The 24,663-nt window shown below is 65.5% G+C and carries 28 protein-coding genes and 1 pseudogene; 18 read left to right on the forward strand and 11 right to left on the reverse strand.

What is annotated here, in order from left to right; all coding sequences use genetic code 11:
• Nucleotides 1-399: 399 nt before the first annotated feature.
• The 4 genes and pseudogenes from CJZ98_RS19540 to CJZ98_RS11210 all read left to right on the forward strand — a co-directional run.
• Nucleotides 400-510: pseudogene (locus CJZ98_RS19540) on the forward strand (sigma-70 factor domain-containing protein); the annotation flags it as partial.
• A 78-nt stretch (nucleotides 511-588) separates the two neighbouring features.
• On the forward strand, nucleotides 589-1,278 hold the full coding sequence (locus CJZ98_RS11200; RefSeq protein WP_198537726.1) for a sigma-70 family RNA polymerase sigma factor: 690 nt from the start codon (nucleotides 589-591) through the stop codon (nucleotides 1,276-1,278).
• Nucleotides 1,279-1,381: 103 nt separating this feature from the next.
• Nucleotides 1,382-2,614 (forward strand): type 2 periplasmic-binding domain-containing protein, encoded by a 1,233-nt coding sequence (locus tag CJZ98_RS11205; protein WP_094591218.1) that lies wholly within the window; start codon nucleotides 1,382-1,384, stop codon nucleotides 2,612-2,614.
• The gene (locus CJZ98_RS11210; protein WP_094591219.1) at nucleotides 2,611-3,843 is read left to right on the forward strand and encodes a mechanosensitive ion channel family protein; all 1,233 of its coding nucleotides are present in this window, start codon (nucleotides 2,611-2,613) and stop codon (nucleotides 3,841-3,843) included. The genes CJZ98_RS11205 and CJZ98_RS11210 overlap by 4 nt, the downstream gene beginning before the upstream one ends.
• On the opposite strand, the gene CJZ98_RS11215 is transcribed toward CJZ98_RS11210, so the two are convergent.
• On the reverse strand, nucleotides 3,828-5,120 hold the full coding sequence (locus tag CJZ98_RS11215; protein WP_094591220.1) for a DUF2252 domain-containing protein: 1,293 nt from the start codon (nucleotides 5,118-5,120) through the stop codon (nucleotides 3,828-3,830). The genes CJZ98_RS11210 and CJZ98_RS11215 overlap by 16 nt on opposite strands.
• 235 nt (nucleotides 5,121-5,355) lie before the next feature.
• Between CJZ98_RS11215 and CJZ98_RS11220 the strand changes: the two genes are divergently transcribed.
• The 6 genes from CJZ98_RS11220 (at nucleotide 5,356) to CJZ98_RS11245 (ending at nucleotide 11,416) form a co-directional block, all read left to right on the forward strand.
• Nucleotides 5,356-7,140, forward strand: a complete 1,785-nt coding sequence (locus CJZ98_RS11220) for an alpha-amylase family glycosyl hydrolase (protein ID WP_094591221.1) — start codon at nucleotides 5,356-5,358, stop codon at nucleotides 7,138-7,140.
• A gap of 274 nt (nucleotides 7,141-7,414) precedes the next feature.
• Nucleotides 7,415-8,194 carry an N-formylglutamate amidohydrolase gene (locus tag CJZ98_RS11225; protein WP_094591222.1) on the forward strand — a complete coding sequence of 260 codons (780 nt, stop codon included), beginning with the start codon at nucleotides 7,415-7,417 and terminating at the stop codon, nucleotides 8,192-8,194.
• 347 nt (nucleotides 8,195-8,541) lie between these two features.
• On the forward strand, nucleotides 8,542-9,333 hold the full coding sequence (locus CJZ98_RS11230) for a transglutaminase-like domain-containing protein (RefSeq protein WP_232756411.1): 792 nt from the start codon (nucleotides 8,542-8,544) through the stop codon (nucleotides 9,331-9,333).
• Nucleotides 9,330-10,058 (forward strand): peptidase, encoded by a 729-nt coding sequence (locus CJZ98_RS11235; RefSeq protein WP_094591224.1) that lies wholly within the window; start codon nucleotides 9,330-9,332, stop codon nucleotides 10,056-10,058. The genes CJZ98_RS11230 and CJZ98_RS11235 overlap by 4 nt, the downstream gene beginning before the upstream one ends.
• 539 nt (nucleotides 10,059-10,597) lie before the next feature.
• Entirely contained in the window at nucleotides 10,598-10,765 is a 168-nt protein-coding gene (locus CJZ98_RS11240; protein ID WP_198537716.1) for a hypothetical protein, read from the forward strand.
• Nucleotides 10,766-11,110: 345 nt separating this feature from the next.
• Nucleotides 11,111-11,416 carry a DNA methyltransferase family protein gene (locus CJZ98_RS11245; protein ID WP_094591226.1) on the forward strand — a complete coding sequence of 102 codons (306 nt, stop codon included), beginning with the start codon at nucleotides 11,111-11,113 and terminating at the stop codon, nucleotides 11,414-11,416.
• A 109-nt stretch (nucleotides 11,417-11,525) separates the two neighbouring features.
• Here CJZ98_RS11245 and CJZ98_RS11250 read toward each other — a convergent pair whose 3' ends face one another.
• Nucleotides 11,526-11,897 (reverse strand): AbrB family transcriptional regulator, encoded by a 372-nt coding sequence (locus CJZ98_RS11250; RefSeq protein ID WP_094591227.1) that lies wholly within the window; start codon nucleotides 11,895-11,897, stop codon nucleotides 11,526-11,528.
• A 189-nt stretch (nucleotides 11,898-12,086) separates the two neighbouring features.
• Between CJZ98_RS11250 and CJZ98_RS18830 the strand changes: the two genes are divergently transcribed.
• Nucleotides 12,087-12,260 (forward strand): hypothetical protein, encoded by a 174-nt coding sequence (locus tag CJZ98_RS18830; protein WP_198537717.1) that lies wholly within the window; start codon nucleotides 12,087-12,089, stop codon nucleotides 12,258-12,260.
• A 15-nt stretch (nucleotides 12,261-12,275) separates the two neighbouring features.
• Here CJZ98_RS18830 and CJZ98_RS18835 read toward each other — a convergent pair whose 3' ends face one another.
• From CJZ98_RS18835 to CJZ98_RS11275, 5 genes are all read right to left on the reverse strand, one after another.
• On the reverse strand, nucleotides 12,276-12,440 hold the full coding sequence (locus CJZ98_RS18835; protein ID WP_198537718.1) for a hypothetical protein: 165 nt from the start codon (nucleotides 12,438-12,440) through the stop codon (nucleotides 12,276-12,278).
• A gap of 20 nt (nucleotides 12,441-12,460) precedes the next feature.
• Complete coding sequence (locus CJZ98_RS11260) at nucleotides 12,461-12,841, reverse strand: hypothetical protein (protein WP_094591229.1); 381 nt, start codon at nucleotides 12,839-12,841, stop codon at nucleotides 12,461-12,463.
• Between the two features lie 254 nt (nucleotides 12,842-13,095).
• A complete protein-coding gene (locus CJZ98_RS11265) occupies nucleotides 13,096-13,419 on the reverse strand; it encodes a lysozyme inhibitor LprI family protein (RefSeq protein ID WP_094591230.1) in 324 nt (107 codons plus the stop codon).
• Between the two features lie 147 nt (nucleotides 13,420-13,566).
• A complete protein-coding gene (locus CJZ98_RS11270) occupies nucleotides 13,567-14,520 on the reverse strand; it encodes a cation diffusion facilitator family transporter (protein ID WP_094591231.1) in 954 nt (317 codons plus the stop codon).
• Nucleotides 14,521-14,523: 3 nt separating this feature from the next.
• Nucleotides 14,524-14,667 (reverse strand): hypothetical protein, encoded by a 144-nt coding sequence (locus tag CJZ98_RS11275; protein ID WP_232756412.1) that lies wholly within the window; start codon nucleotides 14,665-14,667, stop codon nucleotides 14,524-14,526.
• A gap of 199 nt (nucleotides 14,668-14,866) precedes the next feature.
• Between CJZ98_RS11275 and CJZ98_RS11280 the strand changes: the two genes are divergently transcribed.
• From CJZ98_RS11280 to CJZ98_RS11295, 4 genes are all read left to right on the forward strand, one after another.
• Nucleotides 14,867-15,256, forward strand: a complete 390-nt coding sequence (locus CJZ98_RS11280) for a MerR family transcriptional regulator (protein WP_232756413.1) — start codon at nucleotides 14,867-14,869, stop codon at nucleotides 15,254-15,256.
• Nucleotides 15,249-15,779, forward strand: a complete 531-nt coding sequence (locus CJZ98_RS11285; protein WP_094591234.1) for a P-loop NTPase family protein — start codon at nucleotides 15,249-15,251, stop codon at nucleotides 15,777-15,779. Before CJZ98_RS11280 ends, CJZ98_RS11285 begins: the two co-directional genes overlap by 8 nt.
• 77 nt (nucleotides 15,780-15,856) lie before the next feature.
• Nucleotides 15,857-16,579 (forward strand): response regulator transcription factor, encoded by a 723-nt coding sequence (locus tag CJZ98_RS11290; RefSeq protein WP_094591235.1) that lies wholly within the window; start codon nucleotides 15,857-15,859, stop codon nucleotides 16,577-16,579.
• A 4-nt stretch (nucleotides 16,580-16,583) separates the two neighbouring features.
• On the forward strand, nucleotides 16,584-17,738 hold the full coding sequence (locus tag CJZ98_RS11295; protein ID WP_094591236.1) for a sensor histidine kinase: 1,155 nt from the start codon (nucleotides 16,584-16,586) through the stop codon (nucleotides 17,736-17,738).
• 9 nt (nucleotides 17,739-17,747) lie between these two features.
• Here the strand turns inward: CJZ98_RS11295 and CJZ98_RS11300 are convergent, their stop codons facing one another.
• From CJZ98_RS11300 to CJZ98_RS11315, 4 genes are all read right to left on the reverse strand, one after another.
• A complete protein-coding gene (locus CJZ98_RS11300; RefSeq protein ID WP_094591237.1) occupies nucleotides 17,748-18,368 on the reverse strand; it encodes a Crp/Fnr family transcriptional regulator in 621 nt (206 codons plus the stop codon).
• 219 nt (nucleotides 18,369-18,587) lie between these two features.
• The gene (pstS, locus tag CJZ98_RS11305) at nucleotides 18,588-19,568 is read right to left on the reverse strand and encodes a phosphate ABC transporter substrate-binding protein PstS (RefSeq protein WP_094591238.1); all 981 of its coding nucleotides are present in this window, start codon (nucleotides 19,566-19,568) and stop codon (nucleotides 18,588-18,590) included.
• A gap of 144 nt (nucleotides 19,569-19,712) precedes the next feature.
• Nucleotides 19,713-20,792 carry an ACR3 family arsenite efflux transporter gene (arsB, locus tag CJZ98_RS11310; RefSeq protein WP_094591239.1) on the reverse strand — a complete coding sequence of 360 codons (1,080 nt, stop codon included), beginning with the start codon at nucleotides 20,790-20,792 and terminating at the stop codon, nucleotides 19,713-19,715.
• On the reverse strand, nucleotides 20,792-21,112 hold the full coding sequence (locus CJZ98_RS11315) for an ArsR/SmtB family transcription factor (protein ID WP_094591240.1): 321 nt from the start codon (nucleotides 21,110-21,112) through the stop codon (nucleotides 20,792-20,794). The genes arsB and CJZ98_RS11315 overlap by 1 nt, the downstream gene beginning before the upstream one ends.
• 89 nt (nucleotides 21,113-21,201) lie before the next feature.
• On the opposite strand from CJZ98_RS11315, the gene CJZ98_RS11320 reads away from it, so the two are divergent.
• The 3 genes from CJZ98_RS11320 to arsS all read left to right on the forward strand — a co-directional run bounded on the left by CJZ98_RS11320 (nucleotide 21,202) and on the right by arsS (nucleotide 24,662).
• Nucleotides 21,202-22,260, forward strand: coding sequence for an ArsJ-associated glyceraldehyde-3-phosphate dehydrogenase (locus CJZ98_RS11320; protein ID WP_094591241.1), 1,059 nt, complete (start codon nucleotides 21,202-21,204; stop codon nucleotides 22,258-22,260).
• Between the two features lie 3 nt (nucleotides 22,261-22,263).
• Complete coding sequence (gene arsJ, locus CJZ98_RS11325) at nucleotides 22,264-23,559, forward strand: organoarsenical effux MFS transporter ArsJ (RefSeq protein ID WP_094591242.1); 1,296 nt, start codon at nucleotides 22,264-22,266, stop codon at nucleotides 23,557-23,559.
• A gap of 101 nt (nucleotides 23,560-23,660) precedes the next feature.
• Nucleotides 23,661-24,662: an arsenosugar biosynthesis radical SAM (seleno)protein ArsS gene (gene arsS / locus CJZ98_RS11330; RefSeq protein WP_094591257.1), complete on the forward strand. Its 1,002-nt coding sequence runs from the start codon at nucleotides 23,661-23,663 to the stop codon at nucleotides 24,660-24,662.
• Nucleotide 24,663: the final 1 nt, after the last annotated feature.

The following is a 24,663-nucleotide window of genomic DNA, read 5'->3' on the forward strand; positions in this document are numbered from 1 at the left end:
CTTCTTCTGGAGGTATGGCCATGTAAGACCGCACAGCGCACTGGGAGGCAAAACTCCCCATGAGGTCTACACTGAGACCAAACCCTGTTCTTCCCGCCCGGGGTTAACGATGTCAGGGGCCGAATCTGTCCAATAAAAGCCATCCACCTCATGCAGCGTGGAGCCCAGAGAGTTTCTGCCGGCAACTCTCAGTTCCTAGGCTGAACCGAGAGCCCATTGGAGGAACTGAAGCCTGATTCTTACTGGCCTCATTGGCGTCCCTGATCATGCGCTCCTGAGGTTTCCTCAGCGACCGAGAGCCATCGACGAATCAAGCTGCTCCCTGCGACTCCTTCACCGCTCCACTGATTCACTGCTCCACTGCTGGAATCGCGTGGCCAATGGAAACGAGAGAAGCCAATGACCTCTGTGATCAACAGCAAGAGCAAGCTTGCAGATGGTCTGAGCGATTACCTTCGCATGGTTGGGCGTATCCCGTTACTCACCCCCCCTGAGGAACTCCATCTGGGCGGAATCGTGCAGGAGTGGCTGTCGCAGTCCAACGCATCGACAGCGCTGAGGCGAAGCGGGGCCCGAGCACGCAATCGCATGGTGTCGGCCAATCTGCCCCTTGTGGTGATGATCTGCCGCCGCTACCAGAATCGAATCGGCAATCTCCAGCTCGAGATGCTCGATCTGTTGCAGGCCGGCAACCTCGGACTGGTCACAGCCGTTGAGAAGTTTGATCCCAGCAGGGGCTACAAGTTCTCGACCTGTGCCTTCTGGTGGATCCGGCATGGGGTGAGGCACTGCATCCATGAACTCGGGAACGGCATCCGGATACCGAAGCCCCTGCTCTCACTGGCACATCGTGCCGAGTCCCTGCAGGCCTGCGCCGCGGGGACTCTCTCCGACCAGGCGATGGCCGAAAGCCTGGGGGAGGAACCGCAGCGAATCGAGAAGGCCCTGCGGATTGTGGGCCAGTGTCGCCTCGTCTCCCTGGACAAGCCGGTTGGCGCCCTCGATGATGGGCCCTGCCTGTTGGATGTGATCCAGGACGAGCACACCCTCAGCCCAGAGGAAGATTATCGCTGGTTGCATCGGCAGGTTCAGACCCTTGAAGCGCGCGAACAGCAGTTGCTGAACCTGCGCTACATCCGGCAGGAGCCCTGCTCCTTTTCTCAGGTGGCCCAGATCATGGGGGTGAGCAAGAACTACACCCAGAGCCTGGAGCGGAGAACCTTGCGCAAGCTGCGCCAGCGACTGAATCCCGTGCTTGTCCCCGTCCAGTCGGCCTGATCGATCCGCGCTCCGGTGAGTCAGGGCATCCCCCTTCCTGCTCCGAGCTTCCCCCACGGGCTCTGGACGTAGCGTTGTGGTGGCCGCACGGTCGGAGCAGCCCATGAGATCAGTTCTGGCGGTCCTGCTGCTGACACTGCCGCTCACCGTCCTGTCCGGCTGCGGCCTCAGTTCGCAGGAGTTGCGTGGAACGGCCTATCTCGCCATCAGCGTCGAAGGCGACCAGCCGCTGACCAAAGCGATCCTGCAGGAGGAGGTGCTGCAGGCGCAGACGATCGTGGCGGCCTATCGCCAGCTGCATCCGCACGTGGCGATTGAAACGAATCTCTTTCGCGAAAGCACGTTCATCGATGAGGTGCGCCGTCGCCAGGCTGCGGGTCTCGGCCCGGACCTGATGCTGGTGGCTGGCTCCACCGCCCGCAGCCTGGTGGAGGCCAACCTGGCCCGGAGCATCACGATCCCGGAGGGCACCCGCAGCCAGCTGGACCCGGATTCCCGCGAGCGGCTGAAGCTCTCGCCCCGGGACCTGGCTGGCCTGCCCATCCTGAGGCGACCGCAACTCGCCTGCTACAACCGCAGCCGGCTGGCCACCAGCCCTGCCAGCACCGGCGCCCTGATCAACCAGGCCCGCGGGGGGCTGCGGGTGGGGCTGGCGGTGGAATCACGCAGCCTCTTCTGGAGTGCCGGCCCGCTAGGCGCCGATCGCGGCATCATCACCGCCGCTGCAGGCCGCCCCCTCACCGCCAGCGAACGCCAGGGTCTGCAGCGTTGGCTGGAGTGGCTCTCAGCCGCCAACTTCAACCAGCAGATCTTCATCAAGCCAAGCCAGGAATCCCTGGTTCAAGGTCTGCTGGCGCGGCGTCTGGATTGGATCCCCTGCAACAGCGGCAACCTCAGCCGGCTGCGCCGCACCCTGGGGGTCGAGCTCGGGGTGAGTGACCTTCCCAGCGGTCCCTACGGGCCCCCCACTCCGATCACACGGCTGCGGGTGCTGGCCTTTGGCACCGGGTCGACGGCCCAGCAGCGACGCCTGGCGGACTCCCTGGCGCTGTTTTCGCTGAACCCCTGGATCCAGAGCAGCCTCACCACGGACAACCAGGACATGCTGCCCACCAATCGCTTCGTGCCGCCCTCGGCGATGGACACCCCCGTGCTCAAGGCGATGCAGCGATCCGTCCAGCAGGCCGACGCCACCGATGACATCTCCAGACTGCTGCCAGCTGGTGACCCGCGCGACCATGCCCTCAGTCGCCTCGTGTCGGCCGTGGCCTTTGGTGAGCTCACCGCCACGGAGGCAACCGGAGCCGTGATCCGGGCCCTCGCTCCCGCGCCATGAACGACCTGCTCAGTCAGATCATGGGCTGGTTGCCGATGCTGAGCCGGCCCCAGGTCCTCGTCCAGCTCGCGCTCGTGGCCCTCACCATCGTGGGCTCTCGCCTGGTGACCCACCGCTACGGGGGCATGGTCACGTCCTGGCCACTGGAACTCACGGCCACGGTGGTGGTGGGAGGCCTGGGCTGCGGGCTGCTGGCCATCGCCCAGCAACCGATGGCACTGGCCGTCCTGCTGCTCAGCGTTCTGGCCTGCCTGCAGCTGTCCGAGCTGCTGCTGCGCCAGGGTGCGCGCTGGCTCCCGGAGGATCAGATCCAGCCGCTTCGCCATCTGCTGATCCGTCCGTTCCTGGTCGGTGTGCTGCTGTGGTGCCTGATCGAACTGCTGGACACCCGCGACGAACTGGCGCTGATCCCCCTGGGCCACTGGATGGGGGCGAACGTCAACGTGGGCGACATGACGCGCCTGGTCGTGGTGCTGTATCTGCTCATGGTCTCTTCAGGGCCGCCCTCGCTGGGTGTGGCCTGGCTGCTCAAGCGGGGCTTTGCCCTGGAGCGCGTCAGTGTGCGGGCCATCGGCTTGATGGTGCGCTATGCGGTGATCACGCTCGGAACCGTGGCCGTGCTGGAGACGATCGGCTTCAACAGCACGGCCCTGTTCGCCATTGTGGGCGGCCTGTCGGTGGGCCTCGGCTTTGGCGTCAAGGAGGTCTTTGGCAACTTCGTTAGCGGTCTGTGGTTGCTGTTCGAGGGCTCCCTCCGGCCGGGAGACATCGTGGCGCTGGATGGCGATTTCTGTGAGGTGCGCCGGCTTGGCCTGCGGGCAACCCGGCTGTGGCGCGAGCGGGACAATGCCGAGCTCGTGATCCCCAACCAGACGTTCTTCAACACGAGCACGGTCGAATTCGGCGTCGGCCGCACCCTGCTCCACACCCAGATCACCGTCAGCGTTGATCCGAGCCAGCCGATCAGCACCATCAAGGCCCTGCTGGAGGAGATCGCCGCCGCCGTTCCCGGCGTTGATGCCGACCACCCCCCCAAGGCCCACATGCTGGGGATTGGGGACTGTGGAGCCGACTACATGCTGAAGTTCTGGATTCACAGTCCATTCGAGAACCGGACGCTGTGCGGCGCCGTCTTCCAGGCCGTCGTGGAACGGTTCCAGGTGCTGGGCATTGAGCTGCCCAACCCCCACATCGTGGTGGAACTGCCCAGCGATCAGACCTCCACCTGAGCCTCCAGTTCACCATCCGCGATCGCCGCGACGAGACGTTGATGATCGGCACGGGTCTGGTCGGCGTAGGCCAGGGCGAAGTCGGCCAGGGCGTCATCGGCATCCCCCTGGGACTCCAGATGGGCGGCGATGGCCTCGCCCCTGCCCGAGCGGGCATGGGCCTTCGCCAGCACGGCCGCACAGAGGGCTCCATAGTCGGCCAGCGAGTCTGGATCCAGGTTGTCCAGCGGAACCACGGCCTTCCAATCGCGGAATTGACGCCAATAGGTGGCCACGCCACCGGGGGAGGGCTCAACCCAGCCAAGGAAACTGTCACTCACCGTTTGGATCAGCCGCTGGCCGCGCACCACGCGCTCGCCAGGTGAGCCCGCCGTGCTGGGACCCAAGTGGGCCTCAAGCACGGAAGCTCCCGCCTCCTTGATCTGGAGGATCAGCAAGTCGTCCTCGTCGCGACCCTGCAGGAGCGCGATGGCGCAGCGGGTGCCCACCGATCCAACGCCGACGGTTTTGAGGGCATAGTCGAGAACCGTGTAGCGCCCCAGCAGCCACTGCATCTCCGGCCGCAGGGAGGCGCCGTACTGCTCGATGGACTGCTGCACGAAGCGGCGCCACCGACTGGGGTCAGCGGCCTCGGTCGCCAGTGACTCCAGACACCAGAGCAAGGGCGGGTCATGGCGGAAGCGGAGCACGCCAGCGGGGTCCCGCTGACAGAGCTTGCGGGCTGCCCGGCGGTTGTCGTTGTGCTGGGCCTGCTCGGCGATGGCATCGAGGGACTCCCGCAGGGGCCGGTGTTTCACCCCCTCCCGGTAGGCCGCCACGTCGACACGGTGGTACCAGAGGTCCAGGTAACCGAGCTGGATGAGGTCCGAGATCGTGTGGCGGTAGCGGCGAGCGCTCCGGCGCACGATCGAACGGGCGTCATCCCGCTCGAGGCCAAGACTCTCCGCCGCCAGCATCACACTGGCCGCGAGCCGTTTCAGGTCCCATTCGTAGGGGCCCGGCAGGGTCTCATCGAAGTCCGTGAGGCCGAACACCAGCTTGCGCTCCGGGGAGGCGTAGAAGCCGAAGTTCATCAGGTGGGCATCACCACAGAGTTGGACCATCACCCCCGAATGGGGCTGCCGGGCCAGATCGAGGGCCATCAGGGCCGCTGCGCCTCGGAAGAAGGCCAGGGGACTTGCCGCCATCCGGCCGTGGCGAATCGGCAGCAGCCAGGGCAAACGGTGGGCTTCCTGCTCGCGCAGAACGGCGAGGGGATCGGGACGCTGGCTGCTCATCGAAGTCCCTTTCAGGTGGCCGCACTGGAAGGCTGGCAGGACCCAGGGCTGAAGATGTCCGGCGGGGCCGGCCAGAGTCGATGCTGATGCCGTTGCCGTTGCGTCCGAGGCTGCCTAATGACTAGGCACACCGCCCCGGTCACGGACATGCGCTCCTTCATGAAGAGTCGTTGCCAGACGTGAACAGTCCTGACGTTCGCGCCGGGGCCAGAGAACCCAGAGTCAGCGTGATGCCATGGGCGAGACGCCAGACGTACCCAGATTGGGCACCACGCTCCAGGCCGATGGCGTGAGCTTTCGCGTCTGGGCACCCAATGCCGAGCAGGTGTCTGTCATCGGCAACTTCAACGGCTGGAACGGCGCCACCGATCCGATGACAGCCGACGGGCACGGCTACTGGCAGGCCACGGTAGCCTCCGCCCAGGTGGGTGATCACTACAAATACCAACTCACTACATCTGCAGGTGTGCTGCAGCGAATTGATCCCCACGCACGGGAAGTGACCAGCTCGGTGGGGAACGCCGTCATCCATGACCCAGCCTTCGACTGGAAGGATGATCAGTTCTCCATGCCTCCCTGGAACCAGCTGGTGATCTATGAGCTACATGTAGGCACCTTCAACAATGAGAACGCCGGCCAGCCAGGCCAGTTCATCTCGATCACCGCGCGACTTGAGCACCTCAAGCGGTTGGGAGTGAATGCGATTCAGATCATGCCGGTGGGCCAGTTTGCGGGCAGCCGCTCCTGGGGCTACAACCCATCCCATCTGTTCGCTGTCGACTCCGACTACGGCGGCTCCCTGGGCCTGAAGCGATTCGTGAAACGGGCCCATCAGGCAGGTATCGCCGTGATCCTGGATGTGGTGTACAACCACTTCGGCCCCAGTGACCTCGACCTCTGGCAGTTCGATGGCTGGTCGGAGAATGGCAGAGGCGGCATCTATTTCTATAACGATGATCGGGCTATCACGCCCTGGGGGGAAACTCGTCCAGACTATGGCCGCGGTGAAGTAAGGCAGTTCATCCTCGATAATGTGTTGATGTGGCTGGATGAATACCACATGGATGGCCTGCGTTTCGACAGCACGCTCTACATCCGCCACTACGGCGATAGCGGCAACGAGGAGCTGCCCGATGGCTGGAGCATGCTTCAGGCCATCAATGAAACAGTGGCGCGCTCACGCCCGGGTCGGCTCACCATCGCCGAAGACCTTCAGGGCAACGACTGGATCACCAAGGGGGTAGGGGCCGGTGGCGCTGGCTTCGGCAGCCAGTGGGATCCCAACTTCGTGCAGCCGATTCGCGAGGCCGTGATCGCTACCCAGGACCAGAGCCGTTCCCTGAGCAGCATCCGTGACGCGATTCTCTACCGCTACAACGACGACGCCTTCGAGCGTGTGATCTACAGCGAATCCCACGATGATGTGGCCAACGGGCAAGCTCGCATTCCCCAGGAGGTGAGTGGCAGCGACCCCACCGGATGGTATGCGCAGAAGCGCTCCACGATGGCTGCCGCCATGGTGTTCACAGCCCCGGGCATTCCGATGTTGTTTCAGGGGCAGGAGTTTCTCGAAGGTGGCTGGTTCCGCGACACGGTGCCTGTGGACTGGGATCAGAACGCGACGTTCTCCGGCATCGTGCGCCTGTATCGGGACCTGATCGGCCTACGCCTCAATCAGCAGGGGATCTCCCAGGGACTGTGCGGGCAGTTCACTCAGGTGTACCACCTCAACGAGGAGCGCAAGCTGTTGGCCTTTCACCGCTGGGACCAGGGCGGCCCCGCGGATGATGTGGTCGTGGTGGCCAACTTCCTGCATCAACCCCAGGACGGCTACGTGGTGGGCTTTCCTGCCGCTGGCCTTTGGAAACTGCGCTTCAACAGTGATTGGCAGGGCTACAGCACCAGCTTTGAGGGCTACCAGAGCAGTGATACGGAGGCAGGACCGGGCTCGTGCGATGCACTGCCCTGCTCAGCATCCGTGTCGATCGCGCCCTACAGCGTGTTGATCTATTCGCAATAACGGGCGAAGCCAGCCGTGGGTCCGTGGGGGTCCGATCCAAGCTGCTGGGCCACCAAGTTGAGGCCTGGGCTACCACCTGGATGGCGCCCTTACAGATTTCCCCCGAGAATCGGGGCCATGGTCCCTACCCCGCCCCAACCCGAAGCCCAGGCCCGCCAACGCACCGACCCAATGCTCCAGGCCGCAGGGTGGGCCGGGTGGGAGCTGCCCGCGAGGATCCATGCCCACCAGCCTCCTAGGAAGCGGAGCCGTCGCTTCCCCTAGCGTTCCACCCATGACCCAGGAACGGCTGCTGGGCGACGACGATCCACCGGTGTTCCGCATTGAGCGCCCCGACGGCCGCTCGTCTGTCCTGATCACCTGCGACCACGCCGGGCGTGCGATCCCCCGCCGCCTCAACCGGCTCCAGCTTTCGGAGGAGACCCTGTCGACCCATGTGGCCTGGGATCTGGGGGTGGCCGAACTGGGACGGCGCCTGTCGCTGCGGCTCGATGCCTTCCTGATTCAGCACAACTACTCACGGCTGGTGATCGATGCGAACCGACCGCCGGGTGCGGCCGACTCCATCCCCGTGCTCAGCGAGCGCACCCGGATCGCCGCAAACGAGGGCCTTTCGGCCCAGGGCAGACGTCAGCGGCTGGAGGAGGTGTTCACTCCCTACCACCGGCGCATCGGCAGCGAGATCGACCGGCGCAACCGGCAGGGCAGCCCCAGCGTGCTGCTGGCCCTGCACAGCTTCACACCCATCTACCTGGGAGAGGAGCGGCCCTGGCATGCCGGCGTGTTGTTCGGCCGGGATCCACGCCTGGGACGGCTGATGCACAGCCGGCTCAGCCAGGACAACTCCCTGCTGGTGGGCGAGAACGCTCCCTATGCCGTGAGCGACGACACCGACTACACGATCGTGGTGCATGGGGAGCAGCGCAAGATTCCCCATGTGGAACTGGAAATCCGTCAGGATCTGCTTCAGAGCGACGCCGGGGTCGAGCACTGGAGCGAGCGACTGGCCCAGGCACTCGAAGTCACCCTGCCGCAATTGATCGGGCGCAGCTGATCGGGCGCAGCTGAAGGGGCTCAGCTCCACTGGGGCGGAGCGGCGGCCAAGCAGGCGCTTCGATGCCTGTGGCTGAGCGAACGTCTAAGCTGAAGCCAAGGAGGAGAGAGATGCTCAGGGTAAACAATTCACCGATCCGACACGTCTTCAGCTTTTTCAGTCAAGCCTCAACTGCCAAGCTCTGCGTGCAAATACTCATCATTGAGAGCCAATATCATGGGGCCAGCTTTGAACTGCAGAGACGTGATCACTGAGCGAAGCTTGGCCGATCGAATTCCCAAGAGGTTTTGATGGTAAAGATCAGAGTGGGCTACGAGTTGGTGTATCGCTGTCCAAAGCCCACGCCAATGATCGTCACCCTCAGCATCAACTACATCCGGGTCTCCGACATCATCGAGCCCGACCATCTGATTCTCACTCCGTCGGTTCCGGTGAGGGCCTATCGCGACTCTTATGGCAACTGGTGCAGCCGCTTCGTGGCTCCGACAGGGCTGATCACATTGAGGGGCAAAGGCGTGGTGGCCGATAGCGGCGAGCCCGACCCCTTTGTACCCTGGCTGGAAGAGCGAGCAGTTGACGCGCTACCGGATGAAGCGCTGCTGTTCCTGCTCGGCAGCCGCTACTGCGAAACCGATCTGCTCTCGCCCATCGCGTGGGAGCTGTTTGGAACGGCACCCACAGGCTGGGGACGCGTGCAGGCGATCTGTGACTATGTGCACCACCACATCCGCTTTGGCTATGGCCATGCCAACCCGACGAAATCGGCGTATCAGGTTTTCCATGACCGCGAGGGTGTCTGCCGTGATTTCGCCCACCTCGCCGTTGCCTTCTGCCGTTGCATGAACATTCCAGCGCGCTACTGCACGGGTTATGTGAGCGATATCGGCGAGCCACCGCCTTATTCTGAGATGGACTTCGCCGCCTGGTTCGAGGCCTATCTAGGTGATGGCTGGTACACCTTCGATCCACGCAATCACAAATCACGGATCGGCCGCATCCTGATCGCCCGAGGCCGGGATGCCGCCGACGTGGCCCTCACCACAACCTTCGGACCCACAACGCTGGAATCCTTCAAGGTGTGGACGGATGAGCTGACCGGCAGCGAGGATGCCATGACCAGCGGACCGCCACCACGATGACCTATTGCGTGGGAATTCTGCTGCGCGATGGGTTGGTACTCGCTTCCGATTCCCGCACCAATGCCGGCGTGGACGACTTCGCCAAGTTCTGCAAGATGACCACCTTTGAGCGGGCCGGCGATCGGGTGATCGTGCTGCTGAGCTCCGGAACCTTGGCAGGCACCCAGGCAGTGGTGAGCCTACTGAAGCAGCGGGCGACTGTGAGCACAGGAGCCAACACGATCTGGACGGCAGGAACATTGTTCGATGTGGCCATTCTCGTTTCGGATGCGATGCGGGATATCGAGCAACGTGATGCGCCATTCCTGGAGGCAACACCTGTAAAGTTCAACGCCTCCTTCATCCTGGGAGGGCAGATCAAGGGGGAACCGCCGCGGCTGTTTAGAATCTATGCGGAAGGAAACTTCATAGAAGCCGGCGAAGACACGCCCTTCCTGCAGACCGGCGAAGCGAAATACGGCAAACCGATCATCGACCGCGTGATCACGCCCACCACCTCACTTGAGGAAGCCACGAAATGCGTTCTGGTTTCGTTTGATTCCACGATGCGCAGCAACCTGTCGGTCGGGATGCCGATCGACCTGCTCTGCTACGAACGGGACAGCCTGCAGATGCTCAAGAAACGCCGCTTTGAGGAAGGTGACAGCTACTTCGCCACGATCAGCGCCGGCTGGAGCGCCGGCGTCCGCCAGGCCTTCCGGGAGTTGCCTGAGTTGGAGTGGTAACAGCTGGTGGGACGTGGACCCCTACAACCGGACCAGGGTGAATGAGAGTCCTCAACCGGCCAGACTGGGCCGGGGACTCCACCAGGAACAACACCAGCTCACCATCCCAAAGACCATGCGGCAACAGCTTGGCTTGGCCCGCGGCAGTCACGTGGGCTTTGAGCTTGGGGGAGATCATCTCGAAGTGCGCCCCTGCAAGCCAGAACGGGCCACGCCCAGCAGTGGATTTGGTCTTCTCACCAGTCGCCGCCACCCGGTCCCCGTCGACTTTGATTCCGCCAGCCTGCTGAACCTGGGGTTGGGCTCGACACGAACGTGCTGGCCCGTTACGTCGTGGCAGAGGAGGGCGACGATGACCGCGGCATCGCGCGACGGATCCGCCACCTGAACCTCCCACCACGGGTCATTGCTCCCCACGACTACGCAGGCCAGCCAGAGTTGGTCATCCAGATGGTCAACAGCATGCGGCAGGTCACCGTGGCAGAGGCCAAGGGGCCCAGCTCTCCCGCCTGCACGATGTGGTGGAAATGGGCGAGCCCGTGGCGATCACCCGTCGCGGCAAGGCCATCGCCGAGCTTGTGCCCCGTCAGTGTCAATCCGTTCGCGATCTCCTGCCCCAGCTTCAAGCCCTGGGTGAGGCGTTGCCCCAGCAGGCCACCAGCAGTGTCGACACCGTCCGCGCCCTCCGGGATGACGCAGGCGGTTGATGCTTTACCTCGATACCTGCTTGCTCCTGGCGGTTCTCACGCCGGAAGCCCACACGGCCGCCGCCCTGACCGTTCTCGAGCAGGCCCCAGCGCCGTTGGCCATCAGTCCCTGGAGCACCGCGTGCTGCCGATGCCCTCCACCTGGCGATCGCCTCCGGACGCGGTGCCACCCTCTGCAGCCTGGACGCCCCATTCGTGAGGGCAGCCCAGCAACTGGGCCTCGCCGCCCACCTGGTCGGCTCCGAGCCGCCCCCACGCACGCCCGGAACCACTCCATGAGCGCCGAAGCCAGCCGCATCGTCCAGAAGCTCTGGAGCTACTGCACCGTCCAGCGCGGAGCAGTGGGTGACCCTCAGCCCCGACATCAAGGGCGATGCCGACGAGGGCCTGCTGAAGCGCAACGCCCAGGACAGCCAATTCGGCGCCTGCCAGTACTTCCCACCTCGGCCGATGATCGAACCCGCCTGCGGCACCGGCGAGTTCCTGATCGCGATGTTCCTCACCATCGTGGAGCACTTCGCCGAGATGCCGCGGGAGCAGCGCGATCACCTGCACCATCACGCCCTGCACGGCAGCGACATCGTCCACGGTGATCCCGCTCGGCGCCATGAACATGCTGCTCCACAACGTGGGGCCATCGCCGAGCGCTAGCCGACCTGGGCAGCGCCCTCGAGCAGATGGAGGCGAACCTGGGAGGTTCTGCAGCTGACTGGCCCACCAGGGGCCTGAGTCCAGCCGTAACGAGACTCAGGGCCTCAGCTCACTCCTCCTCGTCGCTGCCGCCGGCGGGGATCAGGCGGATCTGCTTCTTGCCCAGCTTGATCTCGAACTCATCGCCGGGCTTGAGGTCCAGCAGGGCCGTGTAGGCGTTGCCCACCAGCAGGTTGCCATTGAACTGCACCTTGGCCACATAGCTCAGGGAGCGTCCCCCTTTGCCCTTGCCCTTACCGCCAGACTCACCAAGGCTCACGCCCTTGGCCTCCAGCAGCGCCTCATAGAAGGCGGTGAAGTTGAGGCGCTCGCTGCCGTCCTTCTTGGTGCTCACGTAGCCGGCGGCCCGCACCAGATCGGACTTGGAGGCATCGGCCAGCTCCTTGACCTTGGCGAGCAGATCGGATCCTGTGAGGGCCATACTCAGATGATGGGATGCACGCACAACCTACAGGCTCAGTTGCTAGCCGCAAGGCATTGTGCCCTGATCTGACATCATCCTGGCGATGCACCTTCCCGGAGGCTTCCCCAATCCTGGCCATCCTGGCCTGGCGCGTAGGATCCCCACAGGATGTCCTGGGTGATCCACCCAATCCCACCCCTTCCAGCCATGCCCCTGCTACCCCGCTGGCGCTTCATGACCGATGAGGCAAAGGCGCTCACGAAGCGCACCGCGGCCTCTGCTGCGATTGTCCTTGTGGTGTTGCTGCTCTTCCGAGCACTGATTCCTTGGGTGGTGCTGGGTCTGGTTGCCTGGTGGATCTGGAAGGCAGTCAGCAAGTGAGCGCGGCCGCCACCCTCAGGACTTCGTCGTCCAGATCCGCTCCAGTGACTGCCTGAAGCGTTCCGTCTGGGATGGTGCTCCCAGCAGGTGCCTGCGGAACAGGGCCGTGATGCGCCAGAACTTGAGCCCAGCGGCGATGGCAAAGAGCGCCCAGGGTGCCAGCATCCAGAGCGGTTCCATGCTCGCGTCCTCTTGCCCAGTCAGTCTAGAAAGAAATAGGTGAGGTGGACGCCCTTACCCACATACTCATGCTTGTAGCCGCCTTCGTAGTAAGTGCCCCTGTAGAATGCAGGAATAGATTTGTCTTTGCCGCTGGGGGTGAGAATCCTGGCGTTGCAGGTCCTTACCTTGTCTGAGGTGTCCTTGCATGACGCCTCGTTTCGCACGACTTCATAGACCGTGTGATCCGCAAAGGTGATTGCGGTGAGGGTCTCAGTCTTCTTGCTGGCGTTGTCCATTGGCGTGATGGCGCAGTAATCCCTCTTGCCGTTTCGTTCGCAGTTCGGCGAATACTGGGCCATCGCCGCGCTTCCCAGAGCAGTCACCACTCCGCAAAGCACTCCAGCGGCGATGAGAACCATTGATCCATGGCAGCTCGTTCGTTGATTCATTGCTGGCTCATCCCAAGGCCCACCATCCGCGTGCCCAATGCGCTGCTCCTGTATCCATGCTAGGGCCTGTGACCGTGGTCGAAAGCACTGCACCACGGCTGCTGAAACACTTCAGGGCTCTGGCTCGTTTCACCCCATCGCCAAGTCACAGGGCCCTTGTGGCCGTCCGATAGCAGCCGGGATGCCTGGCGCAATCAGCTCTCTGATGCCCGGGCATTCATTCCCTACCGGTTCTCTAGCCCCTTGAATTCCTTGAGGAGGGAGCGATTGAGATTGTCGTCACAGCCCACGATCATCTGGGGGTAGATCGTCCCATCTTTGTAGGGTGCATAGGCCTTCTCGCAGACTGCCCTTGTGGCGTCCTGCCATTGCTTGAACAGTTGCCTGGAGATCTTCCTCTGCAACTGCGCATCGGACTGCAGTACGGACTTCTCGGCGCAGTAGCGCATCTCCACCGTGTTGTTGCCAGGGCAGCGGATTGCGGGTGCTTGGGCATGGGCAGCGTGCACGGGCGCCAGCATCACGGCAACGAGAACCAGGCGCTTCATGGGTCTTCTGCCTCTATAGACAGCGTAGGCGTGATCTTGGGCCCTGGCAGACGGACCTGCTGCTCCATCCAGTCCGGGCTGACCACCAGGGCGTGCATCTGCCCAGTTGGCCTCGCCGGTCATCACCAGCTCAGCCGGGTCTCCTGATCAGCTGGGCTCCAGGGCACCGTGGTGTGGCGGCTGGGTTGGCCTGTGTGACTCAGCCGCTTCGAGTTGGAGTGTGCTCTTGCGGATGCCCAGCTCGGCCAGGCGGTGGCGCGCCTGGGCGAGAACCTGATCGGCGTCGAGGCCGGGCTGGATCCGGTACTGAATGTGGGCGGTGAGGGCAGTGCGGGAGCTGCTCACTCCCCAGACATGCAGCTGCTCCACCGCCACCACACCCGGCAGATCGAGCAGCACCTGGCGCACCCGCTCGAGTTCGATGTGCCGGGGAGCGGCGTCGAGATTGACGGCAATGGCTTCCACCAGCAGGCCCCAGGCGCTCCAGATCACGGCGGCCCCGACGCCCATGGCGGTGAGGGCGTCAAGCCACAACCAACCGGTGCTCGCCACCAGCAAGGCGCTCACCAGCACCGCCACAGACACGGCCGCATCGGTGAGCAGATGCAACACCGCAGCCCGCTGATTGAGGTCGTGGTGGTGGTGGTGGCCGAACAGTCGGGCGGAGAGCAGGTTGACCACGATTCCGGCGGCAGCGGCCCAGGCGACTGGGGCGGCGATCAGCGGCACCGGATCGAACAGGCGCTGGATCGCTTCCACCACCACCACCACACCGGCGGAGAAGATCAGTAATCCGTTCACCAGGGCGGCCATGTGGGTGGTCCGCCCATAGCCGTAGGTGAAGCGCCCTGAGGCTGGACGCTGGCTCAGGCGCTCGGCACCCCAGCTGAGACCCAGGCCCACCACGTCGCCGAGGTTGTGGAGGGCATCGCCGATCAGCGCCAGGGATCCGAAGCCGAAGCCAACGACCAGCTGCAGCGCTGTCAGGCCACTGTTCAGCAGGATGCTCCAGCGAAAGGCCCCAGCCGAACTGCCGCCGTGGTGGCTGGGGTGGTGGTGGTCCTCGTCAGCGTGGTGATTGGAGTGGTGATCACGACCCACGGCTCAGCCCTCCCGGTGGGCCGCCAGATAGGCCGCGATCATGTCGGCCATTCCCTGCTGGGTGCGCCCGTGGGGCCGCAGCCCCTTGGCGGCCCAGATCCGATCGAGTTCCATGCGCAGCTCCAGCGGAATCCAGCAGGAGAGCATCACCTTCCCCTCCCGGCTTGAACTGCAGCGTCCTGAGCCCATCGCACGCTCCCAGCATCTTGAAGTAATGTACACAATTACTTCGTGGCCCTGGACTTGGCGCTGGCTGGGCCGTTGCCATGGTGCGCACCGTCCAGGCCCACGGCCCTAGGGTGCCATCTCCTGTAACTGGAGTCTTATGGGGTTGACGGCCGTGGCCATGAAGATCGGCGAGGTCGCTGCACGCTCCGGCCTCTCCGTCAAGACCATCCGCTTCTACTGCGACGAGGGACTGATCCACCCGATCGAGCGCAGCGACGGGGGCTACCGCCTGTTTGACGAGACGGTGTTTGAGGAGCTCCACCTGATCCGCACCCTCAAGGCGATGGAGATTCCCCTTCAGGAGATCGCGCAGATCCTGGAGGCGCGCCGCTCAGGCGTCTGCACCTGTGAGTCGATCAAGGGAACGATCAGCGCCAAGGCCGGAGAAATCGAGCAGAAGATCGCGGCCCTGCGCAACCTGCATGGGGAACTCCACAGCCTGCTGGCGCGTTGGCAGGACTGCGGCGGAGTCAAGTCTCCCGATCTCGATGAACATCGGCATGTCTGAGCTTCTGCGCCTTGCCATCCTCGGCAACTCAGGTTCCGGCAAGTCCACCCTGGCCCGCTGGGTTGCCGATCAGCGCGGCGCCGCCCTGCTGGATCTGGACACGGTGGCCTGGGAACCCGACCAGATCGCCGTTCCCCGCGATGCAGGCGCAGCCCAGGCTGATGTGCTCGTCTTCTGCCAGTCCAACGCCCAGTGGGTGATCGAGGGCTGCTACGCCTCCCTGGTGGCGACTGTCCTGCCCCTGGGGCCCCGGCTGTTGCTGCTCAATCCCGGCGAGGAGCAGTGTCTGCAGAATTGTCGATCGCGCCCGTGGGAACCCCACAAGTACGCCTCCCGCGAGGAGCAGGACCAGCGGCTGGCTGGTCTGCTGGCCTGGGTCAGCGACTACTACCGACGTGACGGTGAGATGTCCCTCGCTGGACACCTGGCCCTCTATGCCGCCTATTCCGGGACCAAACGCGAACTGACAGCCCAGCCCAGCCTGGAATCGCCCCCTGACGAGCTGCTCGCCTGGCTGGGCTGAGGGGGTTGGCCTGAGCGCCAGGCGGAACTGCCCCGCACGCATCCTGGGCTACAGGGCCTGGTCAGCAGAATGGCTGCATGAGCCAGCCCCCCCCTGCTCCCCTTGCACGCCTGCTGGTGGTGGAGGACGACGACACGATCCGCGAGACGGTGAGTGAGGCCATGGAGCTGGAGGGCTTTGCCGTGAGCGCCGCCGCCAATGGACAGAGCGCCTGGGAGTTGCTCAGCAGCGAGCACTTTGATCTGCTGCTGCTCGATCTGATGCTGCCCGGGCTCCATGGCCTCGATCTCTGTCGGCGTCTGCGCCAGAGCCCGGGGGGCCCGATGATCCTGGTGGTGAGCGCCCGCGACACCGAAACCGACCGGGTGCTGGGCCTTGAAGTGGGCGCCGACGACTATCTGGTCAAGCCGTTTGGCATGCGGGAGCTGGTGGCCCGCTGCCGTGCCTTGCTGCGGCGCAGCCGCCAGCAGGAGCTCCCCCCGCTGGATGGACCGCGGCGGCCGGAGCGGATCCGCAGCGGAAACCTGGAGCTGTTTCCAGGCGAATGCCGTGCCAGCCGTGGGGGCCAGGAGCTGAAGCTCTCCCCCAAGGAGTTCAGGCTGCTCGAGCTGTTCATGCTCCACCCCCGCCGCGTCTGGAGCCGGGAGCAGCTGATCGAGCGGGTCTGGGGGATCGACTACATCGGCGACAGCAAGACCGTGGATGTCCACATCCGCTGGTTGCGCGAAAAGATCGAGGACGAACCCTCCAACCCCGTGCGCCTGGTGACCGTACGGGGCTTCGGCTACCGCTTCGGGTAAGGCCATGGACAGCCGTTCCGCCCTCAGCCTGGTGCTGCCCCTGGCCGTGGGTCTCTCGATCGGCTGGCAGGCCCGGGGCCGCCGCGCGCGCCTGGAGGCGCGGTGGCGGCGACGCCCCCAGCCCGGCGCGCCGAGGGAGGTGTCGGATCAGCAGCTGCGCGACTGGATCGAGGCCATGCCCCAGGGCTGGCTCGCCATCGCCCCAGACCTGAGCATCGCCAGCCTCAATCCGCGGGCCGAAAAGCTGCTCGGTTGCGTCAGTGGTACGGCGCTGTTGGGTCAGCCGATCAACGCCCTGGAGCCGAGCGATGAGGTGTTACATCTGATCCAGCTGGCGCGGGAGAAGGGCACTCCCCAGCGGGGCAGCTGGCCGGTGCGCAGCGACACCCTCAACTTCCTCGTGCTGCCGGGCCTCGATGGCTGGGTGGGACTGCTGATGCAGGGCCGCAATCCCCTCCAGGCCCAGCTCGAGCACCAGGAAGGCTGGGTGAGCGATGTGGCCCACGAACTCAAGACGCCGATCACCGCCCTGATGCTCGTGAGCGACAGCCTGGCCCAACGGGTGGACGGGCACCAGGCGGTGCTGGTGGGACGGCTGCAGAAGGAACTGCGTCGCCTGCAGCACCTGGTGAGCGATCTGCTGGATCTCTCGCGCCTGGAGAACACCCCCCTGGCCGAAGGCAGCCCTGGTGATGTGGATCCCCACGCGGTGCTCGCCGCTGTGTGGGCCACCCTGCAGCCCCTGGCCAGCAGCCGGGGCATCGATCTGCAGGTGATCCATGGCTCTGGGGCTCCCTGCATGGCGGCCGTGGAACCGGCGCGGCTGCACCAGGCCCTGGTAAACCTGCTCGACAATGCCCTGCGTTACAGCCCCGATGGCAGCAGCATCGCCGTGGAGATCCGCCAGCGTGAGCGCTGGTGCGCGATCAGCGTGCACGACCAGGGGCCGGGCCTGAGCGAGGAGGATCTGGAGCGCATGTTCCAGCGCTTCTACCGCGGCGATCCCTCCCGCTTCAAGGGGCCCAGCACCGGCAGCGGCCTGGGCCTTTCGATCGTTCAGCAGATCGCCCTCTCCCATGGCGGGCTGGTGCGGGCGGAGAACCACCCCGAGGGTGGAGCCGTTCTGGAGCTGCTGCTGCCGCGCTCCAGGGCGTCCTAATCGCGCGACCTAGTCGCGGGGCAGGTGGCTCACCACCAGCTGGCGCTGGCCGTCCAGCTGCAACCAGCCCTCCTCCCGCAGCATGCCCAGCACGCGGGTCACCGTCACCCGGGTGGTGCTGAGGGCGGCGGCGATGTCCTGATGGGTGAGGCGCAGGTTGAGGCGCAGGCCCTGCTCACAGGGCTGGCCATACTCCTGGGCCAGCAGCTCCAGGAACCCCCGCACCCGCTCCTCCACCCGGCGCAGGCCCAGCAGGGCGATCAGCGCCTCCGACTGGCGCATGCGGCTGGCCATCGCCGTCACCAGGCTGCGGGCGATGTGGGGGGTCTCCTCCACCTCATCGAGGGGGATGCACAGCAGGTCGCTGTCGCAGAGGGTGGTGGCCTCGTAGAGGTCGAGGTTGGTGAGGGGCGCCCCAAAGGGCTCATTGGGTCCCGCCAGCCCCAGCACCAGGTCGTCGCCCTGCTCGGTGATGCAGCTGAGTTTCACCATGCCGCGGGCCACCAGCCAGAGGCTGTTGCGCAGCAGGGGCACCCGGCTACCGGCGCTGAGGTGCACAAGGTCACGGCGTTGGTAGGTGTCTTCGAGGGCACTGCGAAAACCCTGCTGACCACTGGAGGCGTAAACCATGGACCCACTGTGCGGTGGAGTTCACGGAACTGTATGGAGGATCACTGCTCGTTGAGCAAAGCAGGGGTAATGGCCGGGTTAAGGGTGGATTAGCCCTTGCCGAAGTCTTCGCATCGGCCCAGGGCCGCGTCGATCCGCGGCCGCGTCGATCCATCAAAAAAGGGGGCCGAAGCCCCCTGAGTGGATGAATGGAGACAAGCCGTAGCGATCAGCGCCCGATCAGGAGCCGATCTTGCCGACGGCAGCCTTGGCCTTCTTGAGGATGTCGCCGCGCAGGGGCACGTAGCCGAGGTTGTCGGCCAGGCCCTGGGCCTTGTTGCCCAGGATGTAGTTGAAGGCCTCGCGCAGTTCAGCGGCCTTCGGGCCGTTGCCCTTCTCGAAGGCCAGGATCCAGGTGAGCGTGGTGATGGGGTAGCTCTCGGCACCGGCGGGGTTGGGATCCTCACCGGCCAGGCGCGCATCCAGACGGATGTTGTTGAGGGCAGCCGAACCGCTCTTGAAGCCGGGCTTGACGAACTTGCCAGCCTTGTTCTGGAGGGCCGCCGCCTGCAGGGGGGCCTTCACGAAGGACTGGTTGACGTAGCCGATCGAACCGGGGGTGTTGGTGAGGATACCGGCGACACCCTCATTGCCCTTGCCGCCGACGCCGACGGGCCACTTGACGCTCTTGCCCTCGCCCACCTTGCTCTTCCACTCGGGGGAGAAGGACGAGAGGGAGTTGGTGAAGGCGAACGTGGTGCCGGAACCATCCGAACGGTGCGCCACGGAGATCTTGCCCTTGCCGCACTTGAGCTGGCTCCAGTCGCTGATGGTGCCGAGGAAGATGTCGGCCACCTGCTTCTGGGTCAGCTTGAGGTCGCAGCCAGGCTTGTTGTAGGCGACGGCAATGGTGCCGCCAACGGCAGGGAACTGCACCACGCCGCGGCTCACCTTGGCGGCTTCGGAATCCTTGATCGGCTCATCGGTGGCACCGAAGTCCACGGTGCCGGCGATGTACTGGCGCACACCGGCGCCGGAACCCACGGACTGGTAGTTGACCTTGGCGCCGCCGCTGGCTGCCAGATCCTGGAACCAGCGCTGGTAGATGGGAGCGGGGAAGGTCGCGCCGGCGCCATTGAGGGCGGGACCGGCGGAGGCGACCGTTCCCATGCTCAGGACGGCCAGGGCGGAACCGGTCAGGGCCTTCGTAGCGAAGGTCATTGAGCCAGACATCTGGGTGCCCCTAACCTCTAATCAACAGAGGAACCCCCCGTCGTTATGGCTTCGTTAAGAAGCCGTGAAGACGGGGTTAGCGACTGGCTCACCGGGCCTGCCCGCTTGGCTGGCCGGCGACCGCTCGGGGCCTCAGCTGCCGGCCCCGTAGAACCGCCTGCGCAGCCCCAGCGACAGATACACGAGGCTGACCAGAACCGGCACCTCAATCAGTGGGCCGATCACGCCCGCCAGCGCCTGGCCCGAACTCACCCCAAAGAGGCTGACGCTGACCGCGATCGCCAGCTCGAAGTTGTTGCCCGCCGCGGTGAAGGCCAGGGTTGCCGTGTCCGGATAGCTCAGCCCCTGGCGAACGCCCACGGCGAAGGCCACGCCCCACATGATCGCGAAGTAGCAGAGCAGGGGCATCGCGATCCGCACCACGGTGCCCAGCTCGGACGTGATCGCCTGGCCCTGCAGGGCGAACATCACCAGGATCGTGAACAGCAGGCCGTAGAGCGCCAGAGGGCTGATCAGCGGCAGAAAGCGCTGCTCATACCAGCGGCGGCCCTTGACCCGCAGGCCGATCCAGCGGGTGAGAAAGCCCCCCACCAGCGGGATGCCCAGAAAGATCAGCACCGCCCGGGCGATCTCGGCGGTGGAGATGGCCACCTCCTGGCGATCCCAGCCGAACCAGCCGGGCAGAACCTGGAGGTAGAAGCTGCCGAGCAGGGCATAGAGCAGCACCTGCAGGATCGAGTTGACGGCCACCAACAGCGCCGCGCCCTCGCGATTCCCCTGGGCCAGATCAATCCAGATCAGCACCATGGCAATGCAGGGGGCGATGCCGATCAGCACCAGACCGGTGCGATAGGCGGGCTGATCGGGCAGAAACAGCCAGGCCAGGGCGAACATCAGCGCCGGACCCAGCAACCACACCAACAGCAGGGAGAGGCGCAACAGCTTGCGGTCGCCCCGGGAGGAACCCATCTGCTCGTAGCGCACCTTGGCCAGGACCGGGTAGAGCATCAGCAACAGGCCGAAGGCGATCGGCAGGGAGGTCTGGCCGACCTGCACGGCATCGAGCCAGCCCTGCAGCCCGGGCACCAGCCGGCCGAGCAATAACCCGCCGGCCATCGCCAGCAGGATCCAGACCGGCAGAAAGCGATCGAGCAGGGACAACCGCGCCCTGAGGGGATCGGGGGGCGGCTCCTGGGGGCGGGTGATCGGCATCACAGGCAGGGGGGTGCGGGGGTGCGGCAGTGGCCGGCCAGGCCACCCAGCCACTGCTGGAGCTGCTCGATGGCCTCACTCCGGAGGCGGTAGTAGGTCCAGCGGCCCTCCTGGCGGTCGGCCAGCAGGCCCGCCTCCTTCAGCACCTTGAGGTGGAAGGACAGCTTCGACTGGGCCAGGCCCAGCTCAGCCGTGAGGTCACAGACGCAGCGCTCGCCGCCAGCCAGGACCTCGATCACCTGCAGGCGCAAGGGGTCAGCGAGGGCCTTGAGCCGGGCCCGGGCCTGCTCGGGGGCGATGGGGTGATCCAGAACACGCATGGCATCAAGTTTAATTGATTCATCAACTGGACTTGATCGGGGCCCCGCGGGGGCCCAGCCCGGTCCGTGATCCGCAGCAAGCCCTTCCCATGAAACTCGGCATCAACGGCTTCGGTCGCATCGGCCGTCTCGTGTTCCGCGCCCTCTGGGGCCGCCCCGGCATCGAGATCGTGCACATCAACGATCCCGCCGCCGATGCCGTCGCCGCCGCCCACCTGCTCGCCTTCGACTCGGTGCATGGCCGCTGGCACCACGACGTGGCCGTCAGCCCCGACCGACCGGAGGCGTTCACGGTGGCGGGCCAGACGATCGGCACCAGCCGCCACGCCGATCCCACGGCCGTGCCCTGGCGAGAGGCCGGGGTGGAGCTGGTGCTCGAGTGCAGCGGCAGGTTCAAGACGCCCGAAACCCTGCAGCCCTACTTCGATCAGGCCGGCCTGCGGCGCGTCGTGGTGGCCTGCCCGGTGAAGGGCGTGATCGCCGGCGCCGAGGCCCTCAACGTGGTGTTCGGCATCAACCACCAGCTCTACGACCCCGCCGTCCATCGCCTAGTGACCGGGGCCTCCTGCACCACCAACTGCCTGGCGCCTGTGGTGAAGGTGGTGCACGAGAGCTTCGGCATCCGCCACGGCTCAATCACCACCCTGCACAACATCACCAACACCCAGGTCGTCGTCGATGGCTTCAAGGGCGACCTGCGCCGGGCCCGCTCCGCCAGCCAGAGCCTGATTCCCACGACCACGGGCTCGGCCAAGGCGATCGGCCTGATCTTCCCCGAGCTGCAGGGGCGCCTCAACGGCCACGCCGTCCGGATACCGCTGCTCAATGGCTCCCTCACCGATGCGGTGTTCGAACTGGAGCGCAGCGTCAGCGTGGAGGAGGTGAACGGTGCCTTCGCGGCCGCCGCCGCCGGCCCACTGGCCGGAATTCTCGGCTACGAGACCCGACCGCTGGTGTCCATCGACTACGTGAACGATCCCCGCAGCGCCATCGTCGATGGCCCCTCGACGCTGGTGGTGAATGGCACCCAGCTCAAGGTCTACGCCTGGTACGACAACGAGTGGGGTTACAGCTGCCGCCTGGCCGACCTGGTGAGCCACGTGGTGGCGAGCGAGCCCACCGGCGAATCCGCCCCAGTGGCGAACTGAGCCATGGATCAGGGCAACTCCCAGCGCGATTCGCGCGTCAGCCTGCGCCAGCCACTCTCGGCGCTGCAGCAGTACATGGTGGTGACCGGCGCCTACTGGGCCTTCACCCTCACCGATGGCGCCCTGCGCATGCTGGTGGTGTTCCACTTCCACCAGCTCGGCTACTCCACCCTGGAGATCGCCTTTCTGTTCCTGTTCTACGAATTCTTCGGCATCCTCACCAACCTCTATGGCGGCTGGCTGGGGGCGCGCTTCGGCCTGCGGCTCACGCTCTGGGCCGGGATGGTGCTGCAGATCCTGGCCCTGTTGATGCTGGTGCCCGTCTCGGCCAGCTGGCCCAAGCTGACGTCCGTCGTCTACGTGATGGCGGCCCAGGCCCTCAGCGGCATCGCCAAGGACCTCAACAAGATGAGCGCCAAGAGTGCCATCAAGACAGTGGTGCCCCAGACCCCCGGCGAGGAGCAGCGCGGCGAGCAGCAGCTGTTCCGCTGGGTGGCGATTCTCACCGGTTCCAAGAACGCCCTCAAGGGCGTGGGCTTCTTCCTCGGCGGCGTGCTGCTGGCCAGCCTCGGCTTCGCGGGCTCCGTGGCAACGATGGCGGCGGGGCTGTTCGTGGCCCTGCTGGGAACCCTGGTGCTGCCTGGCGAGATCGGCAGGATGAAGCAGAAACCGGGATTCGCCTCAATCTTCTCCAAGAGTGAGGGGATCAATGTGCTGTCGCTGGCGCGCTTCTTCCTGTTCGGCGCCCGCGATGTTTGGTTCGTGGTGGCGTTGCCGGTGTTTCTGGAGGCGAGCCTGGGCTGGCGGTTCTGGGAGGTGGGCGGCTTCCTGGGCCTGTGGGTGATCGGCTACGGCATCGTGCAGGGCTCCGCCCCGGCCCTGCGCCGTGCCTGGGGCCAGAGCGCCCCGCCTGGCCCCGCGGCCGTGCAGTTCTGGAGTGCGCTGCTCACCGCCATCCCGGCCCTGATCGCCGTGGCCCTCTGGCGCGAGGTGGCCCATCCGGGGGTGGCGATCGTGGTGGGGCTGGCGGCCTTCGGGGCTGTGTTCGCCATGAATTCCTCGATCCACAGCTATCTCGTGCTCGCCTACACCGACAGCGAATCGGTGAGCCTGAACGTGGGCTTCTATTACATGGCCAATGCCGCCGGACGGCTGCTGGGCACCCTGCTCTCCGGTGGCGTGTATCTGCTCGGCGGAATGCAGGCGTGCCTGTGGTGCTCAGCCCTGCTGGTGGGCCTGTCGTATCTGAGCAGCCGGCGCCTGCCGGCGCTAAGGCAGGCGGCAGTGAGCGCGGCCTGAGCGGGACCTAGGCGACGCCCTGCCCGCAGTCGCCATGATGGCGCTGGCTGGTGACGGCCCGCCGGCTGGGCCGGCGTTTGCAGCTGCGATCCGCCCCTGAGATGGTGTCTTCCCCTCCCCTGCCCGCCGACCTGCAGGAATCCGGGACTTCGGCCGGCGTGACTGGGTTTCCCGCCATTCACCGCACCGCCCTCACCACCCTGCAGGTGAACCTGGGCTACCAGTGCAACCAGGCCTGCAGCCATTGCCATGTGAACGCCGGGCCCAGCCGCACCGAGCGGATGGACGACGCCACCCTGGCGCTGATCCCGGCGGTGCTTGCGGCTCGGGGAATCGGCTGCCTGGATCTCACCGGCGGCGCCCCCGAACTGCACCCGGGCTTCCGCGGCCTGGTGCGGGCCGCCCGCGCCCAGGGCGTGGAGGTGATCGATCGCTGCAACCTCACCATCCTGTCCGAGCCAGGCCAGGAGGATCTGGCGACGTTTCTGGCGGAGCAGGGCGTCACCGTGGTGGCATCACTGCCGTGCTATCTCGAGGCCAACGTCGATCGCCAGCGCGGGGATGGCGTGTTCGCGCGCAGCATCGCCGGGCTGCAACGGCTCAATGCCCTGGGCTATGGCCAGCCGGACTCGGGCCTGGAGCTTCACCTCGTCTACAACCCCCAGGGGCCGGTGCTGCCCCCACCCCAGGCCCAGCTGGAGGCCGACTACAAGCGGGTGTTGGCGGCCGAGTTCGGCATCGTCTTCAACCAGCTTTATGCCCTGGCCAACATGCCGATCCAGCGCTTTGGCGCCGTGTTGCGGGCCAGCGGCCAGCTGGAGGGCTACCAGGCACTGCTGCGCGCCAGCCACCGCCAGGTGAATCTGGAGCAGGTGATGTGCCGCTCGCTGATCAGCGTCGACTGGCAGGGCCAGCTGTTCGACTGCGACTTCAACCAGCAGCTGCAACTGCCCCTGGCCGGTGGAACCGCACCGAACCATGGAGCTGCCCAGCTGCGGGATCTGCTGGAGTGCGATCCGCAGGGGACACCGATCCACGTGGGCGAGCACTGCTTTGGATGTACCGCAGGGAGCGGCTCCAGCTGCGGCGGGGCCCTGGGCTGAG

The sequence above is a fragment of the Vulcanococcus limneticus LL genome, assembly GCF_002252705.1.
GTDB lineage: Bacteria > Cyanobacteriota > Cyanobacteriia > PCC-6307 > Cyanobiaceae > Vulcanococcus > Vulcanococcus limneticus.

What these genes read in the sequence shown, in the direction of transcription:
- CJZ98_RS11200 (WP_198537726.1), top strand. Translation starts at nt 589, where the DNA reads ATGGTGTCGGCCAATCTGCCCCTTGTGGTGATGATCTGCCGCCGCTAC.
- CJZ98_RS11205 (WP_094591218.1), top strand. Translation starts at nt 1,382, where the DNA reads ATGAGATCAGTTCTGGCGGTCCTGCTGCTGACACTGCCGCTCACCGTC.
- CJZ98_RS11210 (WP_094591219.1), top strand. Translation starts at nt 2,611, where the DNA reads ATGAACGACCTGCTCAGTCAGATCATGGGCTGGTTGCCGATGCTGAGC.
- CJZ98_RS11215 (WP_094591220.1), bottom strand. Translation starts at nt 5,120, where the DNA reads ATGAGCAGCCAGCGTCCCGATCCCCTCGCCGTTCTGCGCGAGCAGGAA.
- CJZ98_RS11220 (WP_094591221.1), top strand. Translation starts at nt 5,356, where the DNA reads ATGGGCGAGACGCCAGACGTACCCAGATTGGGCACCACGCTCCAGGCC.
- CJZ98_RS11225 (WP_094591222.1), top strand. Translation starts at nt 7,415, where the DNA reads ATGACCCAGGAACGGCTGCTGGGCGACGACGATCCACCGGTGTTCCGC.
- CJZ98_RS11230 (WP_232756411.1), top strand. Translation starts at nt 8,542, where the DNA reads ATGATCGTCACCCTCAGCATCAACTACATCCGGGTCTCCGACATCATC.
- CJZ98_RS11235 (WP_094591224.1), top strand. Translation starts at nt 9,330, where the DNA reads ATGACCTATTGCGTGGGAATTCTGCTGCGCGATGGGTTGGTACTCGCT.
- CJZ98_RS11250 (WP_094591227.1), bottom strand. Translation starts at nt 11,897, where the DNA reads ATGGCCCTCACAGGATCCGATCTGCTCGCCAAGGTCAAGGAGCTGGCC.
- CJZ98_RS18830 (WP_198537717.1), top strand. Translation starts at nt 12,087, where the DNA reads ATGCCCCTGCTACCCCGCTGGCGCTTCATGACCGATGAGGCAAAGGCG.
- CJZ98_RS18835 (WP_198537718.1), bottom strand. Translation starts at nt 12,440, where the DNA reads ATGGAACCGCTCTGGATGCTGGCACCCTGGGCGCTCTTTGCCATCGCC.
- CJZ98_RS11260 (WP_094591229.1), bottom strand. Translation starts at nt 12,841, where the DNA reads ATGGTTCTCATCGCCGCTGGAGTGCTTTGCGGAGTGGTGACTGCTCTG.
- CJZ98_RS11265 (WP_094591230.1), bottom strand. Translation starts at nt 13,419, where the DNA reads ATGAAGCGCCTGGTTCTCGTTGCCGTGATGCTGGCGCCCGTGCACGCT.
- CJZ98_RS11275 (WP_232756412.1), bottom strand. Translation starts at nt 14,667, where the DNA reads ATGCTCTCCTGCTGGATTCCGCTGGAGCTGCGCATGGAACTCGATCGG.
- CJZ98_RS11280 (WP_232756413.1), top strand. Translation starts at nt 14,867, where the DNA reads ATGAAGATCGGCGAGGTCGCTGCACGCTCCGGCCTCTCCGTCAAGACC.
- CJZ98_RS11285 (WP_094591234.1), top strand. Translation starts at nt 15,249, where the DNA reads ATGTCTGAGCTTCTGCGCCTTGCCATCCTCGGCAACTCAGGTTCCGGC.
- CJZ98_RS11290 (WP_094591235.1), top strand. Translation starts at nt 15,857, where the DNA reads ATGAGCCAGCCCCCCCCTGCTCCCCTTGCACGCCTGCTGGTGGTGGAG.
- CJZ98_RS11295 (WP_094591236.1), top strand. Translation starts at nt 16,584, where the DNA reads ATGGACAGCCGTTCCGCCCTCAGCCTGGTGCTGCCCCTGGCCGTGGGT.
- CJZ98_RS11300 (WP_094591237.1), bottom strand. Translation starts at nt 18,368, where the DNA reads ATGGTTTACGCCTCCAGTGGTCAGCAGGGTTTTCGCAGTGCCCTCGAA.
- pstS (WP_094591238.1), bottom strand. Translation starts at nt 19,568, where the DNA reads ATGACCTTCGCTACGAAGGCCCTGACCGGTTCCGCCCTGGCCGTCCTG.
- arsB (WP_094591239.1), bottom strand. Translation starts at nt 20,792, where the DNA reads ATGCCGATCACCCGCCCCCAGGAGCCGCCCCCCGATCCCCTCAGGGCG.
- CJZ98_RS11315 (WP_094591240.1), bottom strand. Translation starts at nt 21,112, where the DNA reads ATGCGTGTTCTGGATCACCCCATCGCCCCCGAGCAGGCCCGGGCCCGG.
- CJZ98_RS11320 (WP_094591241.1), top strand. Translation starts at nt 21,202, where the DNA reads ATGAAACTCGGCATCAACGGCTTCGGTCGCATCGGCCGTCTCGTGTTC.
- arsJ (WP_094591242.1), top strand. Translation starts at nt 22,264, where the DNA reads ATGGATCAGGGCAACTCCCAGCGCGATTCGCGCGTCAGCCTGCGCCAG.
- arsS (WP_094591257.1), top strand. Translation starts at nt 23,661, where the DNA reads ATGGTGTCTTCCCCTCCCCTGCCCGCCGACCTGCAGGAATCCGGGACT.